The sequence below is a fragment of the Rhodococcus sp. S3 genome, from assembly GCF_058211795.1.
This window is the reverse complement of record NZ_CM177074.1, coordinates 4,565,636-4,582,762: the sequence shown is the minus strand read 5'-3', so window position 1 is coordinate 4,582,762 and position 17,127 is coordinate 4,565,636. Positions and strand designations below refer to the sequence as shown.

Annotated in this window: 19 protein-coding genes; 13 read left to right on the top strand and 6 right to left on the bottom strand. The window is 67.4% G+C overall.

Going from position 1 to position 17,127, the window contains the following annotated elements; all coding sequences use genetic code 11:
- Positions 1–59: 59 nt before the first annotated feature.
- The 7 genes from AC0LPE_RS21155 (at position 60) to AC0LPE_RS21125 (ending at position 6,064) form a co-directional block, all read left to right on the top strand.
- Positions 60–1,319 (top strand): serine hydrolase domain-containing protein, encoded by a 1,260-nt coding sequence (locus AC0LPE_RS21155; protein WP_145690763.1) that lies wholly within the window; start codon positions 60–62, stop codon positions 1,317–1,319.
- A 92-nt stretch (positions 1,320–1,411) separates the two neighbouring features.
- Positions 1,412–1,636 (top strand): dodecin, encoded by a 225-nt coding sequence (locus tag AC0LPE_RS21150; protein WP_016694754.1) that lies wholly within the window; start codon positions 1,412–1,414, stop codon positions 1,634–1,636.
- A 125-nt stretch (positions 1,637–1,761) separates the two neighbouring features.
- The gene (locus AC0LPE_RS21145) at positions 1,762–3,438 is read left to right on the top strand and encodes an FAD-dependent oxidoreductase (RefSeq protein WP_490605165.1); all 1,677 of its coding nucleotides are present in this window, start codon (positions 1,762–1,764) and stop codon (positions 3,436–3,438) included.
- A 28-nt stretch (positions 3,439–3,466) separates the two neighbouring features.
- Positions 3,467–3,754 (top strand): hypothetical protein, encoded by a 288-nt coding sequence (locus AC0LPE_RS21140; protein ID WP_016693660.1) that lies wholly within the window; start codon positions 3,467–3,469, stop codon positions 3,752–3,754.
- A 110-nt stretch (positions 3,755–3,864) separates the two neighbouring features.
- Complete coding sequence (locus AC0LPE_RS21135) at positions 3,865–4,176, top strand: hypothetical protein (protein WP_490605164.1); 312 nt, start codon at positions 3,865–3,867, stop codon at positions 4,174–4,176.
- 48 nt (positions 4,177–4,224) lie between these two features.
- The gene (locus AC0LPE_RS21130) at positions 4,225–5,196 is read left to right on the top strand and encodes an LLM class flavin-dependent oxidoreductase (RefSeq protein WP_490605163.1); all 972 of its coding nucleotides are present in this window, start codon (positions 4,225–4,227) and stop codon (positions 5,194–5,196) included.
- A gap of 76 nt (positions 5,197–5,272) precedes the next feature.
- On the top strand, positions 5,273–6,064 hold the full coding sequence (locus tag AC0LPE_RS21125) for a GAF and ANTAR domain-containing protein (RefSeq protein WP_490605162.1): 792 nt from the start codon (positions 5,273–5,275) through the stop codon (positions 6,062–6,064).
- Between the two features lie 23 nt (positions 6,065–6,087).
- Here the strand turns inward: AC0LPE_RS21125 and AC0LPE_RS21120 are convergent, their stop codons facing one another.
- Both AC0LPE_RS21120 and AC0LPE_RS21115 read right to left on the bottom strand, forming a co-directional pair.
- A complete protein-coding gene (locus AC0LPE_RS21120; protein WP_160874451.1) occupies positions 6,088–6,525 on the bottom strand; it encodes a hotdog fold thioesterase in 438 nt (145 codons plus the stop codon).
- Positions 6,526–6,582: 57 nt separating this feature from the next.
- Positions 6,583–7,920 (bottom strand): wax ester/triacylglycerol synthase domain-containing protein, encoded by a 1,338-nt coding sequence (locus AC0LPE_RS21115; protein WP_145690769.1) that lies wholly within the window; start codon positions 7,918–7,920, stop codon positions 6,583–6,585.
- A gap of 140 nt (positions 7,921–8,060) precedes the next feature.
- On the opposite strand from AC0LPE_RS21115, the gene AC0LPE_RS21110 reads away from it, so the two are divergent.
- Both AC0LPE_RS21110 and AC0LPE_RS21105 read left to right on the top strand, forming a co-directional pair.
- Positions 8,061–8,690: a hypothetical protein gene (locus AC0LPE_RS21110; protein WP_160874447.1), complete on the top strand. Its 630-nt coding sequence runs from the start codon at positions 8,061–8,063 to the stop codon at positions 8,688–8,690.
- A 211-nt stretch (positions 8,691–8,901) separates the two neighbouring features.
- A complete protein-coding gene (locus AC0LPE_RS21105; RefSeq protein ID WP_490605161.1) occupies positions 8,902–9,843 on the top strand; it encodes a L,D-transpeptidase in 942 nt (313 codons plus the stop codon).
- A gap of 136 nt (positions 9,844–9,979) precedes the next feature.
- On the opposite strand, the gene AC0LPE_RS21100 is transcribed toward AC0LPE_RS21105, so the two are convergent.
- The 3 genes from AC0LPE_RS21100 to AC0LPE_RS21090 are packed head-to-tail and all read right to left on the bottom strand — an operon-like array spanning position 9,980 to position 11,603.
- The gene (locus AC0LPE_RS21100; RefSeq protein WP_145690772.1) at positions 9,980–10,465 is read right to left on the bottom strand and encodes an SRPBCC family protein; all 486 of its coding nucleotides are present in this window, start codon (positions 10,463–10,465) and stop codon (positions 9,980–9,982) included.
- A gap of 3 nt (positions 10,466–10,468) precedes the next feature.
- On the bottom strand, positions 10,469–10,810 hold the full coding sequence (locus tag AC0LPE_RS21095; protein ID WP_145690773.1) for an ArsR/SmtB family transcription factor: 342 nt from the start codon (positions 10,808–10,810) through the stop codon (positions 10,469–10,471).
- Between the two features lie 31 nt (positions 10,811–10,841).
- Positions 10,842–11,603, bottom strand: a complete 762-nt coding sequence (locus AC0LPE_RS21090; protein ID WP_490605160.1) for a DeoR/GlpR family DNA-binding transcription regulator — start codon at positions 11,601–11,603, stop codon at positions 10,842–10,844.
- A gap of 206 nt (positions 11,604–11,809) precedes the next feature.
- Between AC0LPE_RS21090 and fgd the strand changes: the two genes are divergently transcribed.
- The 3 genes from fgd to AC0LPE_RS21075 are packed head-to-tail and all read left to right on the top strand — an operon-like array spanning position 11,810 to position 14,790.
- Positions 11,810–12,814, top strand: a complete 1,005-nt coding sequence (fgd, locus tag AC0LPE_RS21085) for a glucose-6-phosphate dehydrogenase (coenzyme-F420) (RefSeq protein WP_060650179.1) — start codon at positions 11,810–11,812, stop codon at positions 12,812–12,814.
- Between the two features lie 20 nt (positions 12,815–12,834).
- Positions 12,835–14,487, top strand: a complete 1,653-nt coding sequence (pgi, locus tag AC0LPE_RS21080) for a glucose-6-phosphate isomerase (protein ID WP_490605159.1) — start codon at positions 12,835–12,837, stop codon at positions 14,485–14,487.
- A 3-nt stretch (positions 14,488–14,490) separates the two neighbouring features.
- Positions 14,491–14,790: a WhiB family transcriptional regulator gene (locus AC0LPE_RS21075; protein ID WP_006553755.1), complete on the top strand. Its 300-nt coding sequence runs from the start codon at positions 14,491–14,493 to the stop codon at positions 14,788–14,790.
- Positions 14,791–14,803: 13 nt separating this feature from the next.
- Here the strand turns inward: AC0LPE_RS21075 and AC0LPE_RS21070 are convergent, their stop codons facing one another.
- On the bottom strand, positions 14,804–16,207 hold the full coding sequence (locus tag AC0LPE_RS21070; protein ID WP_490605158.1) for an aminotransferase-like domain-containing protein: 1,404 nt from the start codon (positions 16,205–16,207) through the stop codon (positions 14,804–14,806).
- A 37-nt stretch (positions 16,208–16,244) separates the two neighbouring features.
- Here AC0LPE_RS21070 and AC0LPE_RS21065 point away from each other — a divergent pair, with 37 nt between their 5' ends.
- Entirely contained in the window at positions 16,245–17,126 is an 882-nt protein-coding gene (locus AC0LPE_RS21065; RefSeq protein WP_490605157.1) for a DMT family transporter, read from the top strand.
- Position 17,127: the final 1 nt, after the last annotated feature.

Here is a 17,127-nt window from a genome sequence, read left to right as displayed (position 1 = left end):
ACAAACAGACTGTACGTAAACCCTTCCTTTACGTTCCGCGTCGTCGTAGCCTGTCGCACATGACGACCGGAGCAGTCTTCGAACCTGCCGGGGCGACAGCGTCGTTCGCGCCGGTGCACGTCCCCGGGCAGATCGACGCCCGGCCGGGCCCGGCGGCGCCCACCGAGATGGTCGTCGATCCGCGGTTCCTGCGCCTGGCCGACGCGTTCTTCTCGCTGTACAAGCGTCCCCGGGACGGCGGCGGCGCACTCACCGCCTATCTCCACGGCGAGAAGGTTCTCGACATCTGGTCCGGCTGGTCGGCCCCCGATCGCCGGTGGAGCCGCGACACCATGGCGTTGTCGTTCTCGACGGGCAAGGGCGTGGCGTCGACCGTCGTACACCGCCTGGCCGAGCGCGGAATGGTCGACTATTTCGCGCCCGTCGCGCAGTACTGGCCGGAGTTCGCCGCGAACGGCAAGGAAGGCATCACCGTCGCGGACGTCATGACCCACCGATCCGGTCTGCACCGGGTGCGCGGCCTGGTTCCGGGGATGCGCGGGATCCTCGACTACGAGGCGACCGTCGCGGCTCTCGAGCAGGCGGCGCCGGATCGCCGGCGTCGGCGCGGATCGGGTTACCACGCCGTCACCTACGGATGGCTCGTCGCCGAACTCGTGCAGCGGGTGACCGGCCTGCCCTTCGTGGAGGTCGTGGAGCGGGAGATCGCTCGGCCCCTCGGCGATCCCGACTTCTGGTACCGCGTGCCGCACGACGAGCGGGGCCGCATCGCGAAGCTGTTCCCACGACTCGCTCCGGTCGGACTGCACTGGGGTGCGAGCGCCGCGGTGCTGTCGCGACTCGAACCGACCCGCGGTCTCGCCGAAGCTGCAATGCCCGACGGCTTCGACCGGCTCGTCGGCGACCCGGCCGTGCACGACTCGGTGATGCCGGGCTGGAACGGTGTGTTCACCGCCCGCTCGCTCGCGCGTATGTACGGGGCGATCGCCGCCGGCGGGACGATCGACGGCGTGAAGTTCCTCGACGCCACCACGATCGACGAGATGTCGCGCGTGCGGGTGCGCAGCCGGGACTACGTGCTCGGGGTGCCGATGGCGTGGCGGCTCGGCTACCACCAGCCCATCTTCGCCAGCATCCAGCGCCCGCGCGGTGCGCTCGGGCACTACGGAGTGGGCGGTTCGGGGGCGTACGCCGATCTCGACACCGGCCTGTCGCTCGCCTTCGTCACCAACCGGCTCGGTGCCGGCGCGATCCCGCTCGGGGACCTGCGTCTGGCCCGTCTGGGTGAACTCGCCCGGTCGCTGGCGCGTCGTGCCTGAATCTTCCTGTCATTTTCGTGGTTCCGGGGACGGGGGTCGCTCGGGGGCGGGACGATCCGAATCGGAGCATCGCCGATTCGAGGAGTTCAGCCATGAACCATGTCTACCGGGTGATCGAGGTCGTCGGATCGTCGACGACGGGAGTCGACGACGCGATCGCGAAAGCGGTGGCCCGAGCAGCGGAGACCACGCGGCATCTCGAGTGGTTCGAGACGGTCAACATCCGGGGTCACATCGACGACGGCCGGGTGGCCCACACGCAGGTCACGCTCAAGATCGGTTTCCGTATCGAGTCGAGCACCGAAACGGACATCTGACGCGCTTCAGTAGTCGGAAATCCGATGATATTATTTCGAGAACGTGGTTCTCGACCGAAACTGGAACGTGTACTAGTCTGAGGCCCGTTCGTTGTCCGGAATCGGCACTGTAGGCAGGTACAACTGTGGCTTATGTAATCACCCAGGCGTGTTGCAACGACGTCTCGTGTGTCGAGGTCTGCCCGGTCAACTGCATCCACCCGACGCCCGACGAAGCACCCTTCGCCACGACGGAGATGCTGTACATCGATCCGGACACGTGCATCGACTGCGGGGCCTGTGTCGACGAGTGCCCGGTCGACGCGATCGCTGCCGACAACGAACTGACCCCGGCGCAGGAGCCGTACCTCGAGATCAACGCCGAGTACTACCGGCGGTACCCGATCGGACCGGACTGGCCGGAGTTGCGCACGCGCCGTAAGCTGCCCGCCGAGCTGGGCACCTTGCGGGTCGCGATCGTCGGGTCCGGTCCGGCCGCGTGTTATGCGGCGATGGATCTGGTGACACACTCGGCGGTGCAGGTCGACATCTTCGATCGTCTGCCCACCCCCTACGGGCTCGTGCGTGCCGGTGTGGCCCCCGATCACCAGAGCACCAAGGGGGTCGGCGACGTCTTCCGCAGCGCCATCGGCCACAAGAACACCCAGTGCTATTTCAACGTCGAGGTCGGCACCCACATCACCCACGAGGAACTGCTCGCCCACCATCACGCGGTGATCTACGCCGTCGGCGCGGCGGGCGACCGCAGGCTGAACATCCCCGGCGAGGATCTGGCGGGTAGCCACGCCGCCACCGAGTTCGTGGCCTGGTACAACGGGCACCCGGATTTCGCCGACCGCACCTTCGATCTGTCGGCCGAGCGGGCGGTGATCATCGGCAACGGCAACGTCGCCCTGGATGTGGCGCGGGCGCTGGTGATGGACCCGGACGATCTGGCCCACACCGACATCGCCGAGCATGCGCTCGAGGCGTTGCGCAAGTCCAACATCCGTGAGGTCGTGGTGGTGGGCCGGCGCGGCCCGGCGCAGGCCGCCTACACCAACCCCGAACTGCTCGCGCTCGGCTCGCTGCCCGGCGTCGACGTGGTCGTCGATCCGGTCGAGGTCGAACTCGATCCGGTCAGCCGCACGCTGATCGACGATCCGGAGGTCGAACCCCGCCTGGCGCTGAAGGTGCGGCAGGTCGAGGGATTCGCCCGCCGCACCCCCACCGAGGGCAACAAGCGGATCGTGCTGCGTTTTCTCGCCTCGCCCGTGGAGATCTCCGGCGACGGCGTGGTGGAGTCGATCACCCTCGAAGGCAACGAACTCGTCGAGGTCGATGGTCGTCTCGAGGCCCGCCCGACGGGGCAGACCGAAACCCTCGAGGCGGGATTGGTGTTGCGTTCGATCGGTTACCGCGGCACCGCGTTGGCCGGGCTGCCCTTCGACGAGCGGCGCGGGGTGATCCCGAACGATTGTGGTCGGGTGATCGACGCCGAGACCGGGGCGCCGGTGCCCGGTGTGTACACCGCGGGCTGGATCAAGCGGGGCCCGAGCGGGGTGATCGGCACCAACAAGCAGTGCTCGGCCGAGACGGTCGAGAAGATCCTCGACGATTTCGTCGAGGGCAAGTTGCCCGAGCCGGTCGCCGATCGGGAGAAGCTTGCTGCCTTGGTGGCCGAACGGCGCCCGGAGCACATCGATTACCGGGGCTGGTTGCAGATCGACAAGCAGGAGAAGGCCCGCGGTTCGGCGGCGGGACGCTCACGCCTGAAGTTCGTGTCGATCGAGGAGATGCTCGCAGCATCCCGTATCGAGTAATCCCACCCGGTAGCGGGAACCCGGACCCATGGCTCAGCACACCAGCCCGGCGGTCGCTGCGTCGGGCCGATGGACCGATACCGACGGGATCCGTTACCCGTCCGGCGACACCCACGCATGGACGCCCGGCACCAATCAGACCCTGTGCGGGGTGCCGCTCTCCCGCGCCCGCCTCGATCGCTTTCCGCACGTGCCGTGGAGCGACGCGCTGTACCTGGCGGAACTGGGCGAGCACGGAGTCGTCCCGTGTCGTCGCTGCACGGCGGCCACCCGCAGCGACCGGCCGCGGTGGACCCGGAAGAACCCGCGGCCGTGAACAGTTCGACCCTGCCGCTCGGAGTGGCATTGTCGAGTACGTCGGCACCTCCCATTCGGTGCCGAAACGAAATCGGACATAATTGGTTTTATGTTTCGGCAGGAAATGACATGAGGACTCCGACGGGTGATCACGTATCGGACCTGTGTCTGTCCTGCGGTCGTGCCGGCTGCACCCAGCTCCACCACCGGTCCCTGGCGGAGGCCATCGGTGCCGGGCGCGCACTCGCCGAGGTGGCGATCCGAGCGAGCGATCCCCGCGACCAGGTCGTCGCTGTCGGAAACGCCATTGCCAACCTCCTGCTGTACGTCGCCGATGCGCACGGTGTCGCCGCGGCGCAGAAGGCTTCGGAGCACGGGCAACTCCACTTCCACGGGGACTGGATCGCAGCCGGACGCGCCTGGGGGCCCGAAGATCCCTGACCCGCAGGGAAGATCCGCGACGGTTGTGGTGTTGAGACGACCGTGCAGGTGGCGTTGTCGTTGCTGGACCGCTCCCGGACCCGGGAGGGGCAGCCGGACGCTGCCGCATTGCGGCAGACCCTGCGTCGCGCCGAACTCGCCGAGGCAGCCGGTTACCACCGCTTCTGGGTGGCCGAACACCATGCCGTCCCGGGCATCGCGTCGGGTGCTCCGCCGCTGCTCATCGGTGCGATCGCGGATCGGACGAGCCGGATCCGGGTGGGCTCGGGTGGGGTGATGCTGCCCAATCACCAACCGATCGTCGTCGCCGAACAGTTCGCGATGCTCGAAGCGATGCACCCGGGACGAATCGATCTGGGTGTCGGTCGTTCCCTCGGATTCACCGCACCCGTGCGCGATGCGCTGCGGACCCACAAGGCCGACGCGGACGACTTCGCCGCCGAGATCGAGGAACTGCGCGGGTATCTGCACGGCACCGCCGAGGTGACGGTGCGTCCTCGACTGCCCGAGCCGCCTCCGATCTTCGTCCTCGGCACCGGGCAGGGTATGCGGCTGGCGGCGCGTCTGGGCCTGCCCGTCGTCGTCGCAGGACCGCTTCTGCGGCAGGGATCGGAACCGTTCGACCGTTATCGCGCCGACTTCCGCCCGGCCACACCCGATGCGGAGCCCTACGTGGTCGTCGGATCGGACATCCTCGTCGCCGACACCGAAGCCGAGGCTCGGGAGCTGCAGCTTCCGGAGGCCTGGGCAATGGCGGTCTCGCGCGAGGCGGGTGCGTTCCCGCCGCTGTCCCCGATCGAGGAGATCCGCCGGCAGCCGATGACCGAGCGTCGCCACCGCATCGTCGACGAGACCGTGAAGGGTTCGCTGGCCGGAACCGAGGATCAGGTGGCCGAGGGGCTCGAGAAGCTGATCGCCTCCACCGGCGCGAACGAGGTGCTCAGTTCCGCCTCCACCTTCGACACCGACGCCCTGTACGACTCCGATATGCGCCTGGCCAGGATCTTCGGGCTGGCCTGAACGCCGGACCGAGGTTTCGAGCGTCTCTGCATGTGCCGCTGGGCCCCTTGTCCGGACCGATCACGCGGATAGGCTGGTGGTCCCGTACCTCGGTGTCGCTGTGACGGCGCCGATGCTTCTACTGCCATCGGTGCCGCCGACGAGCGCACCGACCTTTCGGAAGGTGTGCCTCAAGTCCGACCTGAACCCCGACCGTCTGAGCCGCACGATGGCCGAGCTCGCGCGGTCCTTCGACGGTGCGGGTACGGATCTCGACACGACTCTGCAACGGATCACGACCGCCGCCGTGGAACTGATTCCCGGCACCGACAGTGCCGACGTCCTCGTCATCACCGGTCGCGGAAAGTTCGAATCGCACGCAGCGACGTCACAGTTGCCGCCACAGATCGATGCATTGCAGGCCCGGGTCGGAGAAGGGCCGTGCGTCGATTCCGCTGTCGACACGGTGTTCACCCGCAGTGACGATCTGGCCACCGAGTCGCGCTGGCCCATGTTCACGCCTGCAGCCGTCGAAGCCGGGGTACGCAGCGTCGTGTCGTTCCGGCTCTATACCCACGACACGCAGGCCGGAGCGCTGAACCTGTTCTCCGCCGAAGAAAGTGCCTTCGACGAGGCGGCGATTCACATCGGGGAGGTGCTCGCAGCCCACGCCGCGATCGCTTTCGTCTCGAGTCGTCGGCAGATGCAGTTTCACTCGGCAATCGCATCCCGGGATCTCATAGGCCAGGCCAAGGGCATGCTCATGGAACGTTTCGCCGTGGACGCCGATCGTGCTTTCGCGATGATGGTCGCCTTGTCGCAGGAATCGAGTGTGCCGGTGGCGACGATCGCCGCGCGCATCGTCGAACTCGGACCACAAACCGACTGACCTTCATGCGGTGGTTCCGTCGCTCATCCGTTCAGGTCGATCACGCGAGCGCTTCCTTGCGCGGCGGCACACAGTTTCTCCACGCCGTCCTCCGCGAGGGCGTAGATCTCGCAACGACACAACGACTGCCTGCGACTGGTGCTGACGACGGTGGCGACCGCGCGGAGGAGCGTGCCCCCGGCGGGCCGCAGGTAGTCGAGGCTCATACCGGTCGTCACGATCGACGGGCCGAGGGCCGTGCCCGCGGCGAACGTGAGCGCATTGTCGGCCGCGTAGGCCAGAACCCCGCCGTGCGCGAAACCGAACTGCTGGAGCAGTTCCTCCCTGAGCGGTATCTCCAGTACGGCCCGCCCGCGCTCGTATTCGGTCAGGCGGGCTCCGATCAGGACGCTGAACGGCTGCGATGCCAACACCTCCCGGGCATCGGCGAGGGTACGGATCTCGGCGATCTCCTCCGACATGCACAGCAAGGTACTCCGCTCCTCGGTTCCCGACCGCCACATCGGAGCGGCCGACGGTCACTGTGCGGAGGCGACGATCGAGCGGAACTGTTCGCGCACGGCCTCCGTGAGGTCGCGGACCTCGGGGGCGACGTCGGGATCGACGACGACCGCGACCGTCAGCGTGCCGGCATACGACAGTGCGGCGAAGGCGACAGCGACGTTCCCCGTGCTGACGATCAACGGCACGATCGACGTGACGGGTGCGCCGGCCACGGTGATCGTCGACGACGGTCCAGGCAGGTCGGACAGGAAAGAATTGACCCGGCGCTGCCGGTCCACGAACCGACCGAACATCCCGACGGCCGCGAGCGCTCGGAAGACCGGGCCCAGCAGCTCGGCGGACAGCCCTCGCACGTTCGTCTTCTGCAATCGGGTGGTGCGGGAGACGGCTACCAGCCGGTCCTCCGGTGTTCCGTCCAGCGGTACCCGGACGGGCATGACACCGACGCGATTACCCAGCTGCCCACTGGCGTCGACGATGCGGGCGGAGACCGGTACCGAGATCACCAGCTCGGGCGGGAACTCGCCGCGCCTGTGCAGAATCGTGCCGAGGGCACCACCGACCGCGACCAGCAGTACGTCGTTGACCGTCGCATCCCACCGTCGTCCCGCTCTGCGGACCGTATCCAGATCCACCTCCACGGTCCCGATCGCACGACGAGCACCGGTGGGGGCGTTGAGCGAGCAGCGCGGGGCGCGCCCGCCTGCGCCTCGCCCGAGTTCCGCCCACGCGGCAGGAATACGTGTGACGGCCCGCGGTGCCCGGCGGAGCGTGTGCAGACGACCGATCAAATTGTCGTAGAGAAGTTCTCGCGCACTCGGTTGCCCGGATGTGCGCTGTTCGCGCAGGGGCGGTGAGCTGTCCATGCCGTCGACGAGATGCGCCAGGATCGCCAGACCACCGATCCCGTCGGCCAGGACGTGGTGCAACACCATCACCAACGCCGTGTGCCCGTTCGGGTCCGCGATGTCGGTGACGAGCAGCGCGCGCCACAACGGTCGGGATCGAGGCAACGGGCGGGTGACCGCGTCCACGGCGAGGGCCAGTGCTGCGTCCCTGTCGCCGGGGTCGGGACATCGCACCTGTGAGAAGTGGGCATCGACATCGAAGTGGTCGTCGTCGATCCAGTAGGGACGTCCGAGCCCGCACGCCGGCTCGATCAGGCTTTGCCGCAGCCGGCGGATCCCGACGAGTCGTTCGGTGAGCACCACCATCGGTGTCGTCGGATCACGCAGGTTCTCACCGGCGAAGAAGATCGCAGCACCGACATTCAGAGGTGCCCGTCCCACGTCCGAGACGAGTTCGGTCAGGTCGCCGGGACCGATGCGGTCGATACCGCTCGACGCCGCCACCCTTCGAGGATGGCAGATGCAGACCGGCCGTCTATTGCCTACGGCCGAGTAGGGGAGCAGTGTGAACACGGGTGGTTTCGGGTGGGGGGTCGCGCCGAAACGACCGGCGACGCCGTGTCGGCGCCGCCCTGAGGAGAGGGGTGCCGATCGTGTTTGCACGCTCCACCACAATTCATGCGCATCCGTCGTACATCGACGCCGGGATCAAGCACGTACGCGACATCGTGATGCCTGCCCTGGCGGACACCGACGGTTGCATGGGGCTGTCCCTGCTGATCGACCGCGGCTCGGGCCGATGCATCGCCACCAGCTCCTGGCGGGACGGGGACGTGCTGCGCTCCAGCGAAGGCATGGCACGCATGCTCCGGGACGAGGCGGCCCGGATGTTCCACGCCACCACGGACGTCGCCAATTGGGAGATCGCGGTCATGCACCGCGACCACCACGCGACCCGCGGGTCCTGCTGCAGTGTCACCTGGGTCGAGATCGATCCCGCCCAGGTGGATCGCGGTGTGGACATGTGGAAGATGGCCGCGCTGCCCAGGATGGAGGAACTCGAGGGTTTCTGCAGCGCCAGCCTGATGCTGGACCGCGCCGGCGGTCGCGGAGTGACGTCGTTGACGTTCGACAGCGCCGAAGCGATGGACCGCACCAGAGCGCATGTCGACGGTATCCGCTCCGAGGTGACTCGGGCGGCAGGCGCCAGGGTCCTCGATACCGGTGAGTTCGAGCTCGCCATCGCCCACCTGGACGTCCCGGAAATGGTGTGACCGTCGGTTCGCGGCGCGGGTGAAATCCGTTCACCCGCGCCGCAGGCGTCTGCATTCGTAATACACCCCTGAGGCCGCTGACCTGCGGAGATATCGAAACGGGCCGCATTCGAATTGCCCGTCCGTAACCGTCCTGTATCTAATGAACGGGTACGAGCACGCCGCGCAGGGGAAATAAGGCGCGGCGCACCGCTGAACGATGGGTTGTGGAATGTTCGAAAAGCGAGCTTTGTCGAACCGTCGCCGCACGGGCCGCGGATCTGCGCGGATCGGTGCTGCACTCGTGGGCGCAGCCGCCGTGGCACTGGCCACCGCAGGTCCTGCGAGCGCGGCACCGCTGTGGCCCGGTGGGCCCGAGGTGCCGAGCGTCCAGGAGCTGATCGAAGGACTCACGCCGCCCGGGGTGACGCCGCCGCAGCTTCCGCCCCAGCTCGTTCCCGAGCCGGCCGCGCCGTTCTCCGCTCCGTCCGTCAATCCGTCGAACGGGGAGACGGTGGGTGTCGCGCAGCCGATCATCATCCGGTTCAACGAGGCGATCGAGGATCGCGCGGCCGCCGAGCGCGCCATCCGCATCACCACGCAGCCGCCTGTCGACGGGCACTTCTACTGGGCGTCGAACACGCAGGTCCGCTGGAAGCCGTTCGAGTTCTGGCCCGCGAACACCGCGGTCACGGTGAAGGCCGGCGACGCGCAGTCGTCGTTCACCATCGGCGATGCCCTGGTGACGGTCGCCGACAACAACACCAAGACCATCACCGTCACCCGCAACGGCGAGGTCGTCCGCACCATGCCGACGTCCTTCGGCAAGCCCGGTCACGACACCCCGAACGGCACGTACATCGTCGGTGAGAAGTACCGCGACATGTACATGGACTCGTCGACCTACGGAGTTCCCGTCGACAGCCCCGAGGGATACCGCACCTACGTCGAGTACGCGACGCGGATGTCCAACAGCGGCATCTTCCTCCACGCCGCACCCTGGTCGGTCGGCGCGCAGGGCAACACCAACGTCAGCCACGGTTGCCTCAATGTGAGCACCGAGGACGGCAAGTGGTTCTACGAGAACGCCAAGAAGGGCGACCCGGTGATCGTGCAGAACACCGCCGGCGGAACCCTCAACGGCTGGGACGGTCTCGGCGACTGGAATCTCTGATTCCGTTGGGCGACTGAATCTCTGATCTCCGTCGCACGACCCGATCTCCGTCACACCGACAGTAAGCCTTCCGACGCCCCCTGCTCTCCGGTTCGTCTCGTCCGGAAGAGCAGGGGGCGTCGGCCTTTCGGTGCTGTCAGGCAGCCACCAGGTCGTCGATCTGGTTGATGGCGGACGAGGCGCCCTCGACCACCCCCATGTCCAGTACCTGCTGGAGCGCCTCGGCACTCTCGTAGGTGCTGACATAGGTTGCGCGCGTGCCGCCTTCGAACTCCTCGAAGTTGTAGACGCTGCGTGAGACGGGCAGCTCCGGCTTCGGGGTGAAGTCCGGCTCTGCGAAACCGTCCGTGAACGAGAAGCTCGTCGGTTCGTCGACGGCCGTGATGTCCCAGTAGCCGGCGTACTTCTCGCCGTCGGGGCCGGTCATGAAGTAGGTGGTGCGGGTGCCGGGCTTCAGATCGTGGTCGACCACCGTCGCGGGGAAGGTCGGGGGTCCCCAGATCTTCTCCAGCTGACGGGGATCGGCATAGACCTGCCAGATGCGGGACACCGGGGCGGCGAACTCGGCGGTGATGGTCAGGGTCAACTTGTCGGAGTCGTGCCGGACGTCGGTTACAGGCATTTCTCAGCCTTCCTCGGGGGATTCGGATGCGATGAGTTCGTCGATGCGCGCGATGCGACCGCGCCAGACCTGCTCCAGCTCGGTGAGCATGGACGCCACCGACCGCACTGCCGTCACGTCACCACTGGCCAACTGCTCGCGACCGCTGCGTCGCTTCACGAGCAGACCGGCCTTCTCCAGCACGGCGACGTGTTTCTGCACTGCAGCGAAGGACATGTCGTAGTTCGCTGCAAGAGCGGACACCGAGTGCTCCCCGGCCAGGACTCGTCGCATGATGTCGCGTCGGGTCCGGTCGGAGAGCGCGTGGAACAGGGCATCGGCCCGGTCCTCGTCGTCTCCGCTCACACCCCCAAATGTACAACCGAATGGTTGTATGTCAAGAGTTCGAGGCGATCACGAGTCGGTCGCCGTAGGCTGCCCGCTTCTCCTCGTCGAGACCGTCGTCGGTGACGATGCACGTGACCTCGTCGAGGCTCGCGACCCGGGCGAGCGCGCGCTCCCCGAACTTCGAATGATCCGTCACGACGATCGTCTTCTCGGCCGATCGGATCATCGCCCGCTTGATCGGGATCTCCAGCGTGTTGGTGTTGGTGATGCCGGCAGTGGGGTGCACAGCGTCGGCACCGAGGAACGCCCAGTCGGCGGAGTAGTCCGAGAGGAACTGCACGGCATGGTCGCCGACCAGGGTGTAGACCGAACCGAGGAGCTCGCCTCCGGACACGAGGAGCCGGACGTCGGGAAATGCCGCAACGTATTTCGCGATACGTAGGTCGTTGGTGAGGACCGTCAGCGACGCCTTGTGCCGCAGTGCCACGGCCACCTCGTAGGTCGTGGATCCGCTGTCGAGCACCACGCTGTCCCCGTCGGACACCATGGCGGCCGCTACTGCCGCGATCGCCACCTTCTCCTCGCGGCGCACGTCCTTCTTGAGGGCGTACGGCACCTCGAGACCTGCGCCCTCGACCGCTCGGGCACCCCCGTGCGTGCGCTCGACCTTCCCTTCGCGGGCGAGCGAATCGAGGTCGCGGCGGATCGTGGATGCATCGACACCGAGATCGGCCGAGAGGGTCTTCGCATCGACATATCCGTCGGCGAGGATTCGGTGGAAGATCTCACGTCGCCGTGCGGTCGCTGACACGATTGCTCCTAGGGCTCTGGGCACTCGATTTTCTGGGTACTCGGACGCCGTGGTCGGGGTCGGTGCACGACCATAACGCACGGAGCGACACACCTCTGCGTGGATATTGACACTGTCTGCGCTCAGTGTGCATGATTTCGTGCAGGATTTGCGCGATTGTGCGTGATCGTTTCGCTGGCACCACGTTGTTCGGAGGTTGCACGGTAATGCTGAAGTTGGGATACAAGGCGTCGGCGGAGCAGTTCGGTCCGCGCGAGCTGGTCGAGTTGGGCGTGCTGGCCGAGGCGCACGGGATGGATTCGGCGACGGTGTCGGATCATTTCCAGCCGTGGCGGCACAACGGTGGGCACGCGCCGTTCTCGTTGGCGTGGATGACCGCCGTGGGGGAGCGCACCGAACGGCTGCAGCTCGGGACCTCGGTGCTGACCCCGACCTTCCGGTACAACCCGGCGGTGATCGCGCAGGCCTTCGCGACGATGGGCTGTCTGTATCCGGGGCGGATCTTCCTCGGCGTCGGCACCGGCGAAGCGCTCAACGAGATCGCCACCGGATATGCCGGCCAGTGGCCGGAGTTCAAGGAACGTTTCGCCCGTCTTCGGGAGTCGGTGCGATTGATGCGCGAGCTCTGGCGCGGCGACCGGGTCGATTTCGAGGGCGAGTACTACACGACCAAGGGGGCGTCGATCTACGACGTGCCCGAAGGCGGCATCCCGGTCTACGTCGCCGCCGGTGGTCCGGTCGTCGCCCGGTATGCGGGACGGGCCGGAGACGGGTTCATCTGCACCTCGGGGAAGGGCATGGAGCTCTACACCGAGAAACTGTTGCCGGCCGTCGCCGAGGGTGCGGAGAAGGCGGAGCGGGATGTGGCCGGGATCGACAAGATGATCGAGATCAAGATCTCGTACGACACCGATCCGGACAAGGCCTTGGAGAACACCCGCTTCTGGGCACCGTTGTCGCTGACGCCGGAGCAGAAGCATTCCATCGACGATCCGATCGAGATGGAAGCGGCCGCGGATGCGTTGCCGATCGAGCAGGTCGCCAAGCGGTGGATCGTGGCGTCGGATCCGGACGAGGCGGTCGAGAAGGTCAAGTCGTATGTCGATGCCGGGTTGAATCATCTGGTGTTCCACGCGCCGGGTCATGATCAGAAGCGGTTCCTGGAGTTGTTCGAACGCGACCTCGCCCCCCGCCTGCGCGCACTGGCGTGACGAAAGACGTTGGCAGAAACATGGATACGGAAACACAGGATGTGACGACCACGGAGGCCTGGCGAGCCCTCGAAACCCACCGGGACGAGATCGCCGCGGTGTCCCTGCGGGAGCTGTTCGCGATCGAACCGCAGCGCGCGCAGGCGTTGACCGCGCACGCCGGGGATCTGGTGGTCGACTTCAGCAAACAACGTCTCACCGGTCGCACTCTCGAACTGCTCCTCCAGCTGGCGGAGCAGACGGGTGTGGTCGCGGCTCGGGAGGCGATGCTCTCGGGGGCGCACATCAACGTCACCGAGGACCGCGCGGTGCTGCACACCGCCCTGCGCCTGCCCCGCGAGGCGGACCTGATCGTCGACGGGGTCGATGTCGTCGCCGACGTCCACGCCGTGCTCGACCGGATGGGCGAGTTCACCGACCGCCTCCGCACCGGGGCTTGGCGCGGCGCCACCGGGCAGAAGATCGCCACGGTGGTCAACATCGGCATCGGCGGCTCCGATCTGGGCCCGGCGATGGTCACCCGCGCCCTGCGCCGTTTTCACGACGGGCCGGCGGCGCGGTTCGTCTCCAACGTCGACCCCGCCGATCTGACCGCCGCCCTGGCCGACCTGGACCCGGCCACCACCTTGTTCGTCGTCGCGTCGAAGACCTTCTCCACCCTCGAAACCCTGTCCAATGCCACCGCCGCCCGGCGGTGGCTCGTCGACGCCCTCGGCGAGGACGCCGTGGCCAAGCATTTCGTCGCCGTGTCGACCCATACGGAGCGGGTGGTCGAGTTCGGCATCGACCCGGCGAACATGTTCGAGTTCTGGGACTGGGTCGGCGGCCGTTATTCGGTCGGTTCGGCGATCGGGCTGGCGGTGATGTGCGCCATCGGACGCGAGCGGTTCGCCGAGTTCCTCGCCGGCATGCACACCATCGACACCCACTTCGCCACCACCGCCCCGGCGCAGAACGCACCGTTGCTGGCGGGGGTGATCGGGGTGTGGAACGCGAGCATCCTCGGCCACCGGTCGCGGGCGGTGGTGCCCTATGCGCAGGATCTGGCGCGGCTGCCGGCCTATCTGCAGCAGCTGACCATGGAATCGAACGGCAAATCCGTGCGCGCCGACGGCACACCGGTGGTGTGTCCGACCGGGGAGGTGTTCTGGGGTGAGCCCGGTACCAACGGTCAGCACGCCTTCTTCCAGCTGTTGCACCAGGGCACCGAGATCGTCCCCGTCGACTTTCTCGGCCTGGCCCGTAGCGGCGACGACCTACCGGCCCGCGACGGGCAGACCAGCATGCAGGTGTTGTTGCTGGCGAACATGTTCGCCCAGGCCAAGGTCCTCGCGTTCGGCCGTGATGCGGACGAGGTCCGTGCCGAGGGCGTCGACGAGGCGTTGGTGGCGCACAAGGTGATGCCCGGCAATCGGCCGTCGACGACGATCCTCGCCCCGGAACTGACCCCCTCGGTGGTGGGGCAGATCATCGCCTTCTACGAACATCAGACCTTCGTCCAAGGCGTCGTGTGGGGGATCGACTCGTTCGATCAGTGGGGCGTCGAACTCGGCAAGACCCAGGCCACCGCCCTGCAGTCGGTGCTCGCCGGCGACGAGATCCCCGAGACCGGCGACGCGTCCACCGATCACCTGATCGAGGTCTACCGCACCCTGCGCAACGGAGGGAGGTAGGACATGCCCGCGCTGAAGTTGCTCTATCTGCCGCCTCCCGTTACCGAGGAATGGGATTGGCAGATGGACGCGGCTTGTCGCGACGCAGACGGATCGTTGTTCTTCCACCCGGACAACGAGCGGGGCGACGCGAGGGAGAACCGGATGGCTTCGGCCAAGAAGGTCTGCGCACGTTGTCCGGTGCGGGAGAAGTGCCTGCAGTACGCCCTCGATTCCGGTGAACGCTACGGGATCTGGGGTGGGCTCACAGAGGACGAACGCACCCGGGTGAGGAAGGCCCGCCGGCGCCGCACGAGCCGGTGACGTCCGCTCGCCCTCACCCGCCGGAGACGACTTTCCCGATGACCCGCGCGGCCTCCCGGAAGGCCGCCGGATTCGGTCCTGCGTAGTTGAGCCGGAGGTACTGACCGGTGGGCTCCGCCGGGAACCACTCGTCACCTGCCGCGACGAGCACCCCGGCGGCCTCGCACTCGTGCGCGACGGCCTCGGCGTCGACGTCGTCCGGGAGCCTGCCCCACAGGTTGAGCCCACCGGACGGTAGCCCGTCGACAGCCACATCCGGTGCGAGCTCACGAAGTTCGCTCACGAGAAGGTTGCGGCGCGATTCGAGCTCGCGCCGCACCGCCCGCAGATGGGTCTGCCATGCCGGCTGGGTGACGACGTCGAGCGCGACCGTCTGGAGAACGCCGCTCACATAGACGGATTCGGCCTGCACGTCGGCGAGGATGCGTTCGCGAGCCGGTCCACGCGCGACGATCGCCGCGACCCGCACCGACGGCGCGACACTCTTGGTCAGGGAGCGGACATAGACGACGTGGCCCGAATCGTCGCGGGCGAACAGCGGAACGGACGAGGTCGAGATCCCGAAGTCGTGGGCCCAGTCGTCCTCGATGACGAACGCTCCCGCATCGCGCACGACGTCGAGGACCCGCTCGCCGGTCGACGACGGCCATTGCGCCCCGGTGGGATTCGCGAAGTTCGGTTGTGCGTAGAAGGCGCGGGCCCGGGTCCGATCGAAGGCGCGGGCCAATTCGTCGGGATCGGGCCCGTTGGGTCCGCTGGAAACCGGTACGAGCTGCACGCCGGCCTTCGTGGCCGCGAGGATTGCACCCCAATAGGTCGGTGACTCCACGATGAGGGGATTACCGGCGCCGACGAGTGCGCGGAAGATCGACCCGAGCCCGCTCTGACTGCCGGGGGTGATGATCACGTCGCCCGCGGACGGCGGGGCCGTGCGCGCGTTCGTCGCTTCCGACAGCTCCGCGGCGAACCACTCCTGCAGTTCGGGAAGTCCTGCAGCAGGTGTCCGTCCTACGGCGGCGTCGCTGCGGGCTGCGCGTGAATATGCTCCGCGGACAAGGCGTTCGGGAAGCAGCGTGCGGTCGGGATAGCCGGAGTGGAGTGAGACCACATCGTTGGACACGGTTCGCAGGGCGGCGGAGGCGCGAGGCAACGAGGGAGCCGTTCCGAGCGCTTCCGTCTGCCAGCTGTGATCGATCGTGTTCGACGTGCGGATCCGGCGGACGAAGGTTCCCACACCGGTGCGACTCTCCACGAGACCCCGGGTCTGGAGTGTCTTCAATGCTTTCTGCACCGTGACGGGGCTGACGCCGTACTGCGCGACGAGCGATCTCGTCGACGGCAACCGGGCGCCGGGTGCTGCGGTGGCGATCCACCGGGTCAGTTCCGCGACGAGCTGGGAACTGCTACTGTTCGACATGAGATTTAAGAGTAGCGCTATCGTGTCCGGCAGGCCAGTGCTATCGTCCGATCCTCGCGGGCTCGCCTGGGGTCTGCTCGGCGTCGCAGGCTTCTCCCTGACCGTGCCGCTCACCCGCATCGCCGTCGAGAACGGGGCGATGTCACCGCTGTTCGTCGCCGCCGGCCGCGCGGTCGTCGCGGCGGTTCTCGCCGCTCTGGCGCTCGCGCTCACGGGGCAACGACTCCCGAACACGCATCAGTGGCGCAGGATCGCCGTCGTCACAGGTGGGGTGGTGATCGGATTCCCCATGCTCACCTCGTACGCCCTGACCATGGCACCGGCGAACCACAGCGCGATCGTCATCGCGATCCTTCCGGCTGCGACCGCGGTGGTCGCGGTGTTGCGGGCCCACGAACGGCCGCCCACCCCGTTCTGGGTCGCGGCGGGTGCGGGGACGGTCGCCGTCATGGCCTTCGCGGGCCTGCGTGGCGGAGGTGCCGCGGGATTCGGTCGAGCCGATCTGCTGTTGCTCGGCGCGGTGGTCGCCACCGCCGTCGGTTACGCAGAAGGCGGGCTGCTGGCGCGGGAGATCGGTGCGTGGCAGACGATCTCGTGGGCACTGGTGCTGGGGTCACCGTTGATGGTGACACTCACCCTGGTCTCGCTCGCCGACGGACCGCCGCAGGGTGGGGTGACGCACTGGGCGTCGTTCGCGTACCTCGGCATCGTCAGCATGTTCCTCGGGTTCTTCGCGTGGTACCGAGGTCTGGCCATCGGGCCGATGGCTCGGGTCGGGCAGGTGCAACTGACCCAGCCGATCATGACGGTCGGCTGGGCCGCCTGGCTGCTGGGAGAACCATTGACATGGGCAGTGTTTGCGGGCGGTGCCGTCGTCGTGCTGTGCGCCGGCACCGCCGTCCGCGTCCGTCGGAATTGAA